This is a genomic window from Paenibacillus sp. FSL P2-0089 (assembly GCF_038595095.1).
Classification (GTDB): domain Bacteria; phylum Bacillota; class Bacilli; order Paenibacillales; family Paenibacillaceae; genus Paenibacillus_AQ; species Paenibacillus_AQ silagei.
Genome location: NZ_CP152006.1, coordinates 2537404 through 2551844, shown reverse-complemented (window position 1 = coordinate 2551844; position 14441 = coordinate 2537404). Strand labels below are relative to the sequence as shown.

General features: G+C 54.4%; 10 protein-coding genes. 1 reads left to right on the top strand and 9 read right to left on the bottom strand.

Translation table 11 applies throughout. The features are described from left to right. Positions 1–12: 12 nt before the first annotated feature. From NST69_RS10305 to NST69_RS10270, 8 genes are all read right to left on the bottom strand, one after another. The gene (locus NST69_RS10305) at positions 13–1545 is read right to left on the bottom strand and encodes a response regulator transcription factor (RefSeq protein ID WP_342549175.1); all 1533 of its coding nucleotides are present in this window, start codon (positions 1543–1545) and stop codon (positions 13–15) included. Between the two features lie 131 nt (positions 1546–1676). After that, complete coding sequence (locus NST69_RS10300) at positions 1677–2588, bottom strand: carbohydrate ABC transporter permease (RefSeq protein ID WP_036724944.1); 912 nt, start codon at positions 2586–2588, stop codon at positions 1677–1679. 14 nt (positions 2589–2602) lie between these two features. Then, on the bottom strand, positions 2603–3589 hold the full coding sequence (locus tag NST69_RS10295) for an ABC transporter permease subunit (protein WP_036693453.1): 987 nt from the start codon (positions 3587–3589) through the stop codon (positions 2603–2605). A 111-nt stretch (positions 3590–3700) separates the two neighbouring features. Further along, entirely contained in the window at positions 3701–5383 is a 1683-nt protein-coding gene (locus tag NST69_RS10290; protein WP_036724956.1) for an extracellular solute-binding protein, read from the bottom strand. A 447-nt stretch (positions 5384–5830) separates the two neighbouring features. Next, positions 5831–8077 (bottom strand): glycoside hydrolase family 95 protein, encoded by a 2247-nt coding sequence (locus NST69_RS10285; protein ID WP_342549173.1) that lies wholly within the window; start codon positions 8075–8077, stop codon positions 5831–5833. A gap of 21 nt (positions 8078–8098) precedes the next feature. Then, on the bottom strand, positions 8099–9118 hold the full coding sequence (locus NST69_RS10280; RefSeq protein WP_342549172.1) for a zinc-binding alcohol dehydrogenase family protein: 1020 nt from the start codon (positions 9116–9118) through the stop codon (positions 8099–8101). Beyond that, positions 9118–10077 (bottom strand): aldo/keto reductase, encoded by a 960-nt coding sequence (locus tag NST69_RS10275; protein ID WP_209878089.1) that lies wholly within the window; start codon positions 10075–10077, stop codon positions 9118–9120. Before NST69_RS10275 ends, NST69_RS10280 begins: the two co-directional genes overlap by 1 nt. A 5-nt stretch (positions 10078–10082) precedes the next feature. Continuing rightward, complete coding sequence (locus tag NST69_RS10270; RefSeq protein ID WP_342549171.1) at positions 10083–10934, bottom strand: amidohydrolase family protein; 852 nt, start codon at positions 10932–10934, stop codon at positions 10083–10085. A 131-nt stretch (positions 10935–11065) separates the two neighbouring features. On the opposite strand from NST69_RS10270, the gene NST69_RS10265 reads away from it, so the two are divergent. Beyond that, a complete protein-coding gene (locus NST69_RS10265) occupies positions 11066–11932 on the top strand; it encodes an AraC family transcriptional regulator (protein ID WP_342549170.1) in 867 nt (288 codons plus the stop codon). Between the two features lie 48 nt (positions 11933–11980). Here the strand turns inward: NST69_RS10265 and NST69_RS10260 are convergent, their stop codons facing one another. Further along, on the bottom strand, positions 11981–14407 hold the full coding sequence (locus NST69_RS10260; RefSeq protein WP_342549169.1) for a TIM-barrel domain-containing protein: 2427 nt from the start codon (positions 14405–14407) through the stop codon (positions 11981–11983). Positions 14408–14441 lie beyond the last annotated feature (34 nt).

The window sequence follows — 14441 nt, the reverse complement described above, 5'->3', positions numbered from 1 at the left end:
CTTCCTCATGAATTAACTCTTCTTGTACACGGAAGGTGTAACTCCGTTAAGCGCCTTGAACTTGGCGGCGAACACATCGGCGTCTGAATAGCCCACTCTGCTTGAAATATCGGAAATACCCATATCGGTCCGGCGCAGCAGCTTCTTCGCCTCTTCAATGCGGAATTCATGGAGATAATCGTTAAAGGAGCTGCCGTAATATTTCTTGAACCGTTGTCCCAGGTAGGCCGAGTTCACATGCAGGTGCCCCGCAATATCCTGCAGCTTCAGCTTCTCCTGATAATGCCCGCGGACATACTCGATCGCTGCGGCCACAATCTGATCCTCCGCCCTGCCGTCCGCAGCCGCTGCGAACCACTCTGCAGCATCACACAGCTCCTCCTCTATCTGACGCTCAAGCAGCGGCAGACAATTGGCCGTATGCCGTGACGGGAACCATTTCTGCACCCACTGCGCATAGTCTCCCCCTCTAGCGGTAATTTCACGTAGCAGCTCAGCTTTGACATTGGCCAGAAAAGCGTCGATCCAGGAGCTGGACGCCACCTCCGCCGAGAAAATCTTGAACACCTCGCCAAGCTGATCCGTGAGATGCTGGGCCTTCCCTTCGGTGACGGATTGCAACAGCGATCGTCTCAGCTCTGCCGGAAGCATGGCCATCTGCGACTTATCCTGCTTCTCGAAGAAGCCGGCGGCCTCGCCCCCCGTGGTATCGTGCCTGCACAGCTCAGCAGCCAGCGCCTCACGGTATGCCGTATTCAAGGCCTCCTTGCCCTGATGCTGGAGACTTGCCGCGAAAAAGACCGGCGTGGTGTACAGCGGCCGCATCTCCTCCATCCACCGGGTAAGCAGTGTCCGGTCGAGCGCCGGCCCTTCCTGCGGTGACACCAGCAGATACCCGTGCTTCCCGCTGCCTGCGGTGAACGGATAGACTGAAATGCTGCGCAGCGGCTCCTTGCCGCTCATGGCGGCGACCTGCTTGCGCATTTGCAGGCTGTCCGGCGCGGCTCCATGGATCAGGACACAGCATAGCCGCGAGGCAGGGCCGATCCCCAGCATATTCAGCCCCTTCTCCCGCTCCTCCTCCGAATTCTCCCGCATCAGGAGCCGGGATACCGTATCCTCCTGCATCAGAGCCGAGAGCGCGTCACGCCGTGAGGATGCCTTGTGTTCTTTAAGAATCTGTTCGGTTACTGTATGCAGCGCCTCCGTCAGCTCCTTTTCATCCAGAGGCTTGGTCAAATAGTTTGAGACTCCGTATTTCAGAGCCCGCTTGGCATACTCAAAGTCAGCATAGCCGCTAAAAATAATAAACTTCGGGCGGCAATCGCCTTCTGAGGCTCTTCGAATGAGCTCAAGGCCATCGATGACCGGCATGCGCACATCGGTGATGACCAGATCAGGACGGGTGCTGTGAATTAGCTGCAGCGCATCCTCCCCGTCCAGCGCCTCGCCGCATACTTCATAGTTGAGTGCCTTCCAGTCCACCAGAAAGCGCAGCCCCTCCAGCATAATCGGCTCATCGTCGGCAAACAGTACCTTAAGCATGGAATCACCATCTTTGTTCTAGTTTTTTTATGATCTGCTGGCTCACCACTGTTGAACAGGAGAAACCGCTTCGGCTGCACCCGAAACGGTTATAGTATACATATTTTTCTTACTATAATACGTATTGACAATTACTCTTTTACGCTACCCAGGTTCAATCCTACCACGAAATACTTCTGCAAGAAAGGGTAGACGAACAGAATCGGAACTGCTGTAACGATCGTAATGGCTGAACGCATGGAGGCTGGCGTAACCAGCGACTGGACCTGATTGTTCTGGCCTCCCGCAAGCATCGACGGATCATTGTTCGCACTCATAATCGAGCCGAGCATCTTCATCATTTCGTATTGCAGCGTGCTGAGCTTGATATCCGAGGAGGCATAGAGGAATGTGTCAAACCAGGAATTCCATGAGCCTACCGCGATGAACAATGCGACGGTTGCCAGGACAGGCGTACAGAGCGGGAAGATGATTTTCCAGAAAATCCTGAATTCACCTGCTCCGTCAATCTTCGCTGATTCGGTAAGGCTGAACGGAAGCCCGCGGATATACGTCCGCATGATAATCAGGTTGAACGCGCTGACCAGACTCGGCAGGATATAGACCATGAAGTTATGCAGCAGGCCCATATTCTTGATCAGGAAGTAGTTCGGAATCAGCCCGGCATTGAAATACATGGTCAGGATGAACAGCAGGCCGATCTTTTTGCGGAAAATATATTGCGGCTGCGCCAGTGCATACGCCAGCATCGTAGTAAGGAAAACACCAAGCACCGTTGAGATAATCGTACGGGATACCGAGATAAATGCGGCATGATAGATCGTTCCTGATATAAAGACCGCCCGGTAATTCTCCAGCGTCCATACACGGGGCCAGAGGTAGATTCCCCCGGTAAGCGTGTCACTTCCGTCATTGAAGGATACGGCCAGCGTCTGGAGGAACGGATAGAGCGTGACAGTAACCACAAAGAGCATAAATATCGTGTTGAATGTATGAAATACAACCGGCTCAATCCGGCTTGAACCTTTGGTCCCGGCTTTCATATGGGCTTCCTCCTCTATAGTAATCGCTCTTCGCCGAGGCGTTTTGCGACATTGTTTGCGATGAATACGAGAATGACACTGACAATCGTTTTGAAGATCCCTGCCGCCGTAGCCAGCGAGTAGTTACCCATAGCCAGACCATACTTCACTACAAAGATATCAATGGTTTGCGAATAGTCCACAGTAAGTCCGTTGCCCAGCAGATATTGAAGCTCGAAGCCGGCATCCAGAATATGTCCAATGTTCATAATCAGCAAAATAACGAATGTAGCCTTGATTCCCGGAAGCGTGATATAACGCATCTTTTGAAAACGTTTCGCGCCGTCAATGGAAGCTGCCTCGTACAGGGAAGGATCGATGGAGGTAATAGCAGCCAGATAGATGATCGTCCCCCAGCCCACCTCTTTCCACACGTTCGATGCCCCGATAATGCCCCAGAAGTATTTCCCTTCACTGAGCCACATAATCGGATCTTTAATCAGGTGGAGCTTCATTAGAACGACATTGACAATCCCGCCATCGATGGAGAGTGAAGTGGACACAATCCCCGCAGCGATAACCATGGACAGAAAGTGCGGCAAATAAGAAATCGACTGAACCGCGCGCTTGAAGAACTTGAGCTTGATCTCATTCAGCAGCAGAGCCAGACCGATAGCCGTAACCGTACCCAGTACAAGGTTAATAAAACTCATCGCAATGGTATTGCGAAGCACCAGCATAAAGGTATCATCAGAGAATAAAAACTTGAATTGCTGCAAGCCTACCCATTCCTGCTGGCCGAAGGACACCGCCGGGCGGTAATTCTGAAAGGCCATGAGCCAGCCCCAAATGGGAACATAGTTGAAGATAATCAGATAGAGTGCAATCGGCACGGACATAAAAATAAGCTGCTTCTGTGTTTTCAGTGTTTTCCAGCTGAGTTCCACACCGATTTCCGGATCGATTTTGCTTTTTCGGGTCTTCTGTTTTTTGACCTGTTTGTCCAGTACGGCATCAGACATGTTGTATTCCCTCCTGTAAAAATCATTCTCTCCACGTTGTCCTATTCACGCATTCCTATTTAGGAAGAGCGGGAAACAGCATTTCCCGCTCCTATTTCTGTATTGAATGGTTTATTTAACGCTCCATTTTTCGATACGCTGCTGAATGCCTTCATTCATCCGGTCCTCATAGGCCTTGATGTCCAGCTTGTGGATTCTGTCCACATAATCCTGCCACACGCCGTCGAACTCAGCAGGGCTGGCCATAATGGCTTTCGGCAAATACTTAATCATGAGGTCATTCAGTTTGGACTGTGCGAGCTGTGCAGGTGAACCATCCTTAAGCACGATGGAATACGCAGGGAAGTAGATATTGTTCTCTTTTGGTTCCTTGAAGAATTCGGACCATGATTTCTTGTTGTACGCCTTCAGAATCTTCTGGTCGTAAGGCTTCAGGCTGTCGAAGAATTCCTGAGGCTGTGTACCGGCATCTGCTGCGTTGCCGTCGCTGTACGTACCTTGAATCTTAGGCATGTAACCGAACATCCCTGAGATTTTGTTAGCAACCTGCCAACTGGTCTGATCCGCATTGGCCCGTTGCTCAGGTGTACGGTAGAAGGAGCCGTCTGCATTCACTTCATAATCTTCGCCTTTCACGCCCCATTGAAGCGTCTTCTGCCAATCCTCGGTAATCATCTTATCCCAGAATTTGATAATGCGGACAGGATCCTTAGCATTGATCGAAATTCCGAATCCGCGGTTAGTACCGACCGCTCCGCGGTCACGATACCATTCTTCTGCGCCCGGATAGAGCAGAGGGAAGCCGATATACGTATTTTCCAGCTTGCCTTGGGAGATCAGGGATTTCTCGCCGTCCTGGAAGTTCCAGTGCTGGTCGAACATCCCGATGACCTTACCGCTTGCTACCTTGGCGAGGTACTGGTCATAGTTCTGTACGAACGCTTCTTTATCCATCAAGCCTTGAGCGTTGATATCATTAAGCTTCTTGTAGTAGGTCTTGGAGATATCCTTGTCGGCAAAAATCTGTGCTACATTGTTATCTACAATAACGGCCCCGTCATTCGGATGCCCCGACAGATGCTCTGGGGGATTCTGCAGCGGGAACACGCGCCAGTCGAAGTTGAGTGATTCGAACCCGATCATATCCGGGTGTTTTTCTTTATATTTGGCAATGATATCGAAGTACTCATCCAGGGTCTTGGGAGTAGGGTAGCCCATTTCCTCAAGCACGCCTTTTTGCAGCCAGAAGCCTGGTCCCTGATAAGTAGGCTCGGTAATTTTACCTTGATAGACGCCATAGCTTGGCAGTACGTAGATGTGGCCGTCACTCTCATCCTTGATCTGGTTCCAGACCGCACCGTAATGCTTCTTCAGGTTGGGAGCGTATTTCTCAATCAGATCCTCCAGCGGAATGTATGCCTTGGCATTGATTAATTTGTCGTCACCCGACAGGATGTCCGGGTAATCGCCCCCGGCAATCATGACCCCGAGCTTCTGCTGCAGGTCGCCGACCAGGAATTCCTGGTTGAAGGTGATTCCGGTCTCGTCTTTGATCAGCTTCAGAATCTTATTGTCAGGCGTTGGCTGTTGTCCGGGACCGTTCATGAATACCGAGAACGTTACCGGAGCCGTGTCGTCTCCGGCTGCTGCCGGGCTGGCGTTTCCTCCAGTGGCGGTATCCTTGGTGCCTGTGTTGCTGGTGTTATTGCTTGATCCACAGCCTGTCAATGCCAGTGTGAGTGCTAATACACCGGCCGCAGCGGCTGCTGCTGAACGTTTTGCCGTTTTGTGCATGTTGTTATGCCTCCCCTTTTTGGCTAATCGCTTATGCTTATCATTTCTCCTGGTGACAACTTTAATTATACGTTTTCAGAATGCGCTTACAATTCATAGAATATAGGTCTTCCCCCCTGAAAATTCATAAAAAGAAAACGCTTGCTTGCAGCGTGGCAGCGGAATTGCCGTTCTTTCAGAGCTGGCTGCGCTTGGGGATGAGCCTGCTTACGGCCTGCAAGGGTTGCCGGATTTTGGCGGAATCCGGCGGATTCCGGCGAAATCAAAGGCATTAATGCTCTTCATTGGTCCACGCGCCGCTCCCGGTTCCATTGTGATCGGTTTTTCGATTACATCCGGCCCGCTCGACGTTCTAGCCAACCACGCACGCAAAAAGGACTGGCGCAAATACGCCAATCCCACATTACTATACTATCCTATTCGTCAACTAGCCAGCCTAATATTAATCTACCCGGTGAAGGTATACGAACTACCCGCTTCTCCAGCGAACGATACCGGAGCCAGTCCCGGGCCTTCCAGGCGGCATGTGCCGGATACCGTACAGGTAACAATCACTTCAGTAACATGTCCGTCCGCCCACGAGAAGTCCAGCGTATAGCCGCCTCTTGCCCGCAGTCCCTTGACACTGCCCTCGTTCCAGTCCGCAGGCAATGCAGGCAGCAGTCTGATTCTATCTGTATGACTCTGCAGCAGCATCTCCGCGATGCCCGCTGTTCCTCCGAAGTTCCCGTCAATCTGGAACGGTGGATGGTTATCGAATAGATTCGGCAAGGTGGAATGCTCCAGCAGCGCCCGTACATTCGTATAAGCCTTGCCTTCATCCTGGAGCCGCGCCCAGAAATTAATGATCCACGCCCGGCTCCAGCCGGTATGTCCTCCGCCGCTGGCAAGTCTGCGTTCCAGCGTCGTACGGGCAGCTGCCGCCAGCTCCGGTGTATGCTCCACTGTGAAGGCATCCCCCGGATATAGCGCAAACAGATGCGAGATATGACGGTGCCCAGGCTCTACCTCTTCATAATCCTCCATCCATTCCTGAATCTGGCCGTATTTACCGATCTGCGGCCCCGGCAAGCGGTTCAGCGCTGAGCGGAGCTCTTCGCGGAATGCCTCATCCCGTCCGATGATTTCCGCGCTCTGAATGCAGGCCTTGAACAGCGCCTCAATAATCTGGAAGTCCATGGAGGCTCCGGCACACAGCACGCCTGATTCCCCGCCGGGAAGCTGGTACGTGTTCTCCGGCGAGACGGACGGGCAGGTAATCAGCCGGCCCGATTCATCCTCTATCAGGTAATCCAACAGGAACTGTGCAGATTCCTTCATCGTATCGTAGGCATTCGCCAGATACTGGCGGTCCTGGCTGAACCGGTAATGTTCCCACATATGCAGACACAGCCAAGCTGCTCCCAGCGGCCAGAACGAGGCTGACATATACGTATCCTGAGGAGCAGTATCTGCCCAGATGTCTGTATTGTGGTGTGCCGTGAAGCCGCCGCAGCCGTACATCACCTTCGCGGTCACCCGTCCCGGCTCACGCATCCGTTCGATCAGATCGAACAGCGGCTCATGGCATTCCGCCAGATTGCAGAGTTCGGCCGGCCAGTAATTCATTTGCGCGTTGATGTTAATCGTGAATTTGCTGTCCCAAGCCGGGGTGAAGCTGTCATTCCAGATGCCCTGCAGATTCGCAGGCAGAGAGCCGGGACGGCTGGAGGCGATCAGCAGATAACGGCCATACTGGAAGTAGGTTGTAATTAGCCCGTGATCCTCTCCCCCCTGCCGGAACCGATTCAGCCGTTCACTGGTCGGCAGTCCGCTCAGCTCCGGGTTCTCCGGGAGCGTCAGTGAGGTCCGGCCATACAAACTGCGGTAATCCGCGACATGGCGGGCAAGCAGCTTGTCATAAGGAACGCTGCTTAGCTCTTCAAGCTGCAGCTTGGCATGCAGCGCCGGATCAAGATGGCGGAACGTGGTTCCTGCGGCAAGCAGCAGCGTAACCGAGCTCGCCCCCTCCACCAGCACATATTCGCCGATGTTGCGGCAGGTTCCGTCTTCTGTGACGGCCTTGAGTACGGCAGCGAAGGAGCTGCCTCCGCGCCCGCCGCTTTCTCCGCCCATCACCAGCCCGCTGTCATTCCATTTCTCGGTTTTCTCCAGCATTCTCCAGTTCTGGCGGTTGAATCTGGCCTTCAGGGAGATTGCGTTCTTCCGGTCAGCGGTAATCCGCACCACGATGGCTTGATCCGGGAAGCTGGCGAACAGCTCACGGGTATACCGCACTCCGCCGGTGGAATAACTCACCTGGGATACACCGGATTCGAGATTAAGCTCCCGCTGATAGTCCTGAGCAGGCTGCTCATGTCCGCCGAACGACAGTAACAGGTCGCCAAGCGGCAGATAATGGCGCTGCGCTTCCGGCAGCCCCATCATCGTCATGGCCGCCAGCTCCTCCGCCTCCCTCAGCTTGCCTTCCAGAATCAGCTGGCGGAGCTTCGGCAAGTGGGGCAGCGCATCTTCATTGTTGCGGTCACGCGGACCTCCGTACCATACGGAATCCTCATTAAGCTGCAGCTTCTCCTCAGCCACCCCGCCAAAGATCATCGCCCCGAGCCGGCCGTTGCCGATCGGCAGCGCCTCATTCCAATTCTGTGCCGGTTCACTATACCATAACCGCTGGCTGTGTTCCTTGCTTGTCATCGTTTCTTCGCTCCTTCGCAGTTAATTCAGTTCCACCAGCGCCTTGATCACCTTGGTTTCAGGATTCAGCCAGCTCTCGAACTGCCCGATCATCTCACCGAAGAAGCAGCGGTGGGAAATATAGCGGTCCACATTAATATAACCGTCCCTAATGGCGTTAATCACCCGTTCGAAGTCCTCGCGGGTCGCATTTCTGCTGCCCTGCACCGTCATCTCACGGGCATGGAAATCAGGGTCACTGAAGGTAATGTTCCCTTTAACCAAGCCGACATAAGTCAACGTACCGCCATGCCCGACCAATCCGAAAGCCCCTTCCATAGAAGAGATGTTGCCGGTGGAATCAATGACATGCGGCAGGAAATTGCCGTCTGTAAGCGCCGATAGCTGTTCATTCGGCTCCTTCAAGGCGCTTACCGTATGCTCTGCCTGCGCCCAGCCCTTGCAGAAGGCCAGACGTTCATCGTTGACATCCATCGCAATGACCTTCGCCCCAGCGTACCGGGCCATGGCCATCACGCCCAGTCCGATCGGTCCGGCCCCGATCACCAGCACCTGCTCCCCCGCACCGACACCCGAGCGCCGCACCGCATGGGCACCGATCGCCAGCGGCTCCAGCATGGCCGCCTGATCCAGCGTCAGCCCGTCTGTCTTCAGCAGATTGCCGACAGGCAGACTCACCCGTTCCCGCATTCCGCCATCCAGGTGAACACCGAACACTCTCATTTTCTGGCAGCAATTCGTTTTACCGCTCAGACAGGCCCGGCACTCTCCGCAATGCAGATACGGAATGACACTGACCTGGTCACCGGCCTGTAGCCCTTGCGCGTTGTCGCCAATGCGCTCAATAATCCCGGACAGCTCATGCCCCAGCACACGCGGATAAGTGAAATAAGGCTGGTTGCCCCGGTAAGCGTGGAGATCTGTCCCGCAGATGCCGATCCGGCGGATGCTTACAACCGCTTCCCCGTCCACCAGCTCCGGCTCCGGCAGATCTTCCCTGAATACGAATTTTCCGATCTCCTCACAAATAATTCCCTTCATTATAAGCGCTCCCCGTTCCGGCCTGGTGCTTCGTTCCATTCTGCCCGGCCGCTCGGCCAAGTAGCCCCATCAATCGGCTTCAGAATATCGCGTACTTCTGCCAGTAATTGTTCGTCCATCGGCTCTTCGGTCCACTTGATATTGTTGCGGATATTGGCTGGCGTCGCCGTGCTGACCAAGGTCGTAGGAATCTGCTCGTTCGCGGTGGAGAACTGGACCGCCAGCTTGGCGATGTCTTCTCCCTTGTCCCTGCAATACTCAGCGGCGCGCTGACATGCGGCCTGAATCTCCGCTCCTGCCGGATGCCAATCCGGCACCTTACGGTTGCTGAGCAGCCCCATCGAGATGGGCGACGCATTCATCAGCCCTGTGCCGCTCTCCTCCAGCAGCGGAAGGAGCCGGAGCAGTGTGGTATCGTTCAGCGAATAATGACAATAGGACAGAATGACATCCAGCTTGGTCTGCGGCAGCACCTTCTCGAATACACTCAGCGGCAGGCCGCTGACGCCGAAGTAACGGATTTTGCCCGCCTGCTTCAGCTCTTCCAACGCCGGAATCCCCTCCTCCATCACCTGTGTAAGCGAGCCGAATTCAACATCATGCAGCAGCAGAATATCCAGGTAATCCGTGCCCAGGCGGGCCATGCTCTCTTCCGCGCTGCGGATGATCCGCTCTCTGGAGAAATCGAATTCCCCCTCGCCGTAACGTCCGGCCTTCGTGCTCAGGATATACTTGTCGCGCGGTACCGTCTGGAGTGCCTCACCCAGCACTGTCTCCGCCTTCATCAGGCCGTAGTAAGGGGAGACGTCAATGAGGTTAATCCCCAGATCAATCGCCGTATGAACCGTGAGGATAGCCTCATCCTTCGGAACCTCCCGGAACACGCTGCCCAGCGAAGAGGCCCCGAAGCTTAATGCGGAGACATCCAGTCCCGTATTGCCCAGCTTTCTGTATTTCATATCGCTCAACCTCCTATAATTAGTGAATCCAGCTTATAAAATCTAGCAGCATTCGCTCCAAATACCGGCTCCATCTCTTCCGAAGACAATCGTCCTTGCAGTGCTGTGCGCAGAATCCCCACAACCTCCTCATAGGTTGCCGCCATCAGGCACACAGGCCAGTCGCTGCCGAACATCACCCGCCCGGGTCCGAACAGCTCCAGCACAGCATGTACGTAATCCGTGAAATCCTCCTGCGTCCAGCCCTGGGGATCTGCTTCAGTGACCATCCCGGACAGCTTGCAGTAAATTCCCGGATGCTTGGCAACCTCCGCCATCAGGCTTCGCCACGGCTCCAGGCTACCCGAAGCAATCGGCGGCTTGGCCAGGTGATCAATGACTCCCCGCAGTCCCGGAACCTGTTCCAGCATCTCAATGAGCTGCGGAAGTTGATCGGTCAGCACCAGCAGGTCCACCGGCATATCCCGCTCCGCAAGGTATGAGAGCGCTTCTATATAAGGCCGGGTCAAAAGCACACCGGGGTCCGCCATCTCCTGAATCATCACCCGCAGCCCGGTGAACTTCGGATGTCTGCTGAGACGCTCGAATTCGGCCTGGAAGGAAGGGCTTGCCAGATCCAGCCAGCCAATCACGCCCGCGACAGACTCCGCCTGCCCGCTGAGTCCCAGAATATATTCCGTCTCCTCCACCGTAGGTGCAGCCTGTACGACAATCGTACGGCTGATCCCGTGCTTCATTAGCTCCGGCTCCAGATCAGCGGGCAGATAATCCCGGAACAGCACCGGAATCTCCGGCGTAATCCATCCATAATCATCCCTGTCTATCTTCCAATAATGCTGGTGAGCATCAATATACATGATAACGCCTCCATTCCACCTTATTGTAAACATCCGATAAAGGAATAAAAATAGCTTAAACAAACAAATCTATACCTTATTTTGATATGATGTGGGTAAGAATGCAGAGATATAACTCAGGGGGCGACTTCATGGAACCGATCCGCAGGCATTTTGACCATCAATTGCCGGTTACGCTGCTGCTGGACTATAAGGAAACAAAAAGTCCGCAGCGCGAGCTGCCCGACCACCAGCATGACTGGTACGAATTCATTTACGTATACGGCGGCAAAGGAAGCTTTTTCATCGATCAGACCTTTTATGAGATGCATCCGGGTGACATTATTGTCGTTCCCGGAAACACGGTACACCGGGGATTTCCCGACAATGAGGAGCCGGTGACCTCCTCTGCCCTTTTTTTCAGCCCGGCTCTGGTCCATAACCATACCTACAGTGAGTCTTATCCCTATCTGAAGCTGTTCGACGCTGCCAAGACAAACAAGCAGTACAAGTATACCCTGTCTCCAGAGCATGCTGAAATTCTGCAAAATGATATCGATGCGATCCACCGGGAACGTGAGCAGAATCAGCCGGACGGCGGGCAGGCGCTTACGCTGCTGCTTCATCTTACATTGCTGCATCTGAACCGCTACTGCCTGCCGCAAGCCACTGAGCCTGTCGCTTCAAGTCCCTTGCTGCCGGAGTGGTTCCGTGAGGCGCTCAGCTATATCAACGATCATCTGGATCAGCCGCTGGAGCTAAGCTCTCTGGCTGCACGGGCGTCGATCTCACCGGCCCACTTCAGCCGGGTCTTCAAGCAGCGTCTGGGCATGAATGTGACGGATTATATTGCGACGAAGCGGATTTTTGCCGCCAAGGACAGCCTGCTGCAATCAAGCTATACCATCGAGCAGATTGCCATGGCCTGCGGCTTCGAGAGCCTGCCCCATTTCTACCGTACATTCAAAAGAATCACCAGCATGACACCCGCCGCCTACCGCAAGAGTAACAGAGCCTAGTAGAGCTTCTCTATCAAGCGTACAATGAGTCACACATCGAATGAAGTCTCAGCTCTGCAGGTCCGCTTCACGGACAATTACAGCTTCCCCTTCATAAGTGACGATGCGGCTTCCCGCATAACCGGCCAGCTCTACGGCAAATTGCCTTACCGCCTGCATTCCGGCATAGTCTCCGGCCCGCTTCCCGATAGTCAGGCTGCGGTCCGCTTCACACCAGCTCAGCTCAATCATGGCATAGGCGCCGGTCTCATAATTATAATTATCGCCTTCATCTTCATACAGGGTGAAGGCTGCATCCTTGCCGCCATATACCTTGAGTCTCGTCACCGCCTCCGGCTGTTCATCCGTATATTGAACATCGGGGCCGAGCGGAACAATGGACCCGGCACGGACATACAGGGGTAGCGTCTCCAGATCCGCCTTGGCTTCAATCGTCACGCCGCCCTCCAGCCGTTCATCGCTCCAATAATCATACCATTCGCCTTCAGGGAGGTAGACCCGGCGCTGCTTAAGAACCCCCTCAAGCTCGCGGGAGCCGGGACCGTAATACATGGCCTCTGTCACAGGAGCCACCATGAAGGCCGGACCGAACATGAACTGGTCGCCGATGGCATGGACCTGCACATCTTCCCGGTAATCGAAGGCCAGCGCACGGAACATAGTATAGCTGCGGTGTGCCACAGCTCCGGCCAGGGAGTAGATGTATGGCATGAGCCTGTAACGGAGCTTCAGATAGTTCACCAGCGTGTCATACATCAGCTCACCCTCCTGGCCGAACTGCCATATCTCCCTCGGCGTATCCGTGCCATGGGAACGGAACATCGGCAGGAAGGCTCCGAGCTGGAACCAGCGGACATACAGCTCCCGGTAGCCCAGATCCGCAACACCTTCGTCATAATCCCCGCTACAGAACCATTGCTCCTTGTGATTCTTCACGAAGAATGCCCCGATATCCAATGTCCAATAAGGCGAACCGGTCATGCAAAAGTTAAGGCCGTCTGCTATCTGCTTCCTCAGCGTCTCCCAGTTGGCGGCTATATCGCCTGACCATGTAATCGTGCCGTAGCGGTGCTGTCCTGCGAACGCGGAGCGTGTCAGATTGATCACCCGTTTCGCAGAGGTCGCTGCACGCTGGCCTTCATAGATCCCTTTGGAGTGCTGCATGGAATAAGCATTGATCAAGCCCGGATCGAGGTACCGCTTCGATTCTTCCGTATTAATCAGCAGCCGCTGCTCCGGCTCCGGCTTCACCGCACCCTTCCAGTCCGCTTCGAACGGCTCGGTGCAATCGCACCACCAGGCATCAATGCCGTGGGCGAACAGCCCTTCGTTGGCCTGCTTCCAGTACAGCGCACGAGCCTCCTCCGAGAAGGCATCATAAGTCGCCTGATTGCCGAGCAGGAAACCGCGTGCCTTCATCTCTTCATGATTCTCCCCGCCCGCGCCCATAATCGGCCAGATCGATACCATCAGCTTGGCGTTCATGGCGTGCAGGCGGTTCATCATCTGCGAGGGATCGGGGAAGCGCTCAGGATCGAAAGTCTTTTGTCCCCACAGATTACCCGTCCAGGACTGCCAGTCAAGTACGATACAGTCGAGGGGAAGCGAACGTTCACGATACTCTTGCACGGTGGCAAGGAGTTCCGCCTGGGAGACGTATCTTTCCTTGGACTGCACATACCCGAAGGACCACTTCGGCAGCATCGGTGCTTCTCCGGTCAGATAGCGGATTCCCGCCGTAATCTGATCGAATTCCGGACCATAAATGAAATAGTAATCCATCTCTTCATCCGCATCGCTCCAGAGGTACGAGCCAAAGGCATCGTCATGAAAAGTCATATAAGATCCCGAATCTACCAGAATCCCGTAGCCGCGTGTAGACACCAGTACCGGAACAACCGCCTTCATATTCTGCTGGTACAAGTATTGCTGCCGTCCCCGGAGGTTCATCATCCCCTCTTCATGGGAGCCCAGTCCGTACAGGGCCTCCCCTTCCTGCCATTCGAATTCCACCTTTGTATGAAAAGCCTCCCGGTCCAGCCTCCGGTTAACTCCCTCCGCTCTGGCACGCAGCCCATCCGCACCCTGTCCGGTCTCTACCGTGTCTGCCGAAGCATCGAATACCGTATGATAGACCTCTGTGCGCTCCAGGGTTTTGCCGCCTCTGGCCGGCTCCCGTGTCAGCAGCGTGCCGTCCGCAGCTCTGTAGCTGAAGGCACAGGTCTCTTTATCCACTTCAATCATTAGCTGCGCCGTTGAGATCTGCAGATGGCCGGGCGGTTCTGTGATAGTGTAAGGTACGGTCTCGGCTTCTGGCCGGCTTACCACCATCAGACTCTCTTTACCGCTCAGCTCAGCATTCAGCGTATAGCGGATTCTGGCAATCCCCGGCGTACACCAGGCAATATGCATTATTCCCTCACTAGTCTCCAGCCTTACGCCAGCCTCGCCGGATTGAACAGTTATCAGTTTCATTATGGTTCCACCCTTCCTTATGACTTCCTCTGGT

Excerpts from the sequence above, each read along its gene's own strand:
- NST69_RS10305 (WP_342549175.1), bottom strand. The coding sequence starts at position 1,545 with ATGCTTAAGGTACTGTTTGCCGACGATGAGCCGATTATGCTGGAGGGG.
- NST69_RS10300 (WP_036724944.1), bottom strand. The coding sequence starts at position 2,588 with ATGAAAGCCGGGACCAAAGGTTCAAGCCGGATTGAGCCGGTTGTATTT.
- NST69_RS10295 (WP_036693453.1), bottom strand. The coding sequence starts at position 3,589 with ATGTCTGATGCCGTACTGGACAAACAGGTCAAAAAACAGAAGACCCGA.
- NST69_RS10290 (WP_036724956.1), bottom strand. The coding sequence starts at position 5,383 with ATGCACAAAACGGCAAAACGTTCAGCAGCAGCCGCTGCGGCCGGTGTA.
- NST69_RS10285 (WP_342549173.1), bottom strand. The coding sequence starts at position 8,077 with ATGACAAGCAAGGAACACAGCCAGCGGTTATGGTATAGTGAACCGGCA.
- NST69_RS10280 (WP_342549172.1), bottom strand. The coding sequence starts at position 9,118 with ATGAAGGGAATTATTTGTGAGGAGATCGGAAAATTCGTATTCAGGGAA.
- NST69_RS10275 (WP_209878089.1), bottom strand. The coding sequence starts at position 10,077 with ATGAAATACAGAAAGCTGGGCAATACGGGACTGGATGTCTCCGCATTA.
- NST69_RS10270 (WP_342549171.1), bottom strand. The coding sequence starts at position 10,934 with ATGTATATTGATGCTCACCAGCATTATTGGAAGATAGACAGGGATGAT.
- NST69_RS10265 (WP_342549170.1), top strand. The coding sequence starts at position 11,066 with ATGGAACCGATCCGCAGGCATTTTGACCATCAATTGCCGGTTACGCTG.
- NST69_RS10260 (WP_342549169.1), bottom strand. The coding sequence starts at position 14,407 with ATGAAACTGATAACTGTTCAATCCGGCGAGGCTGGCGTAAGGCTGGAG.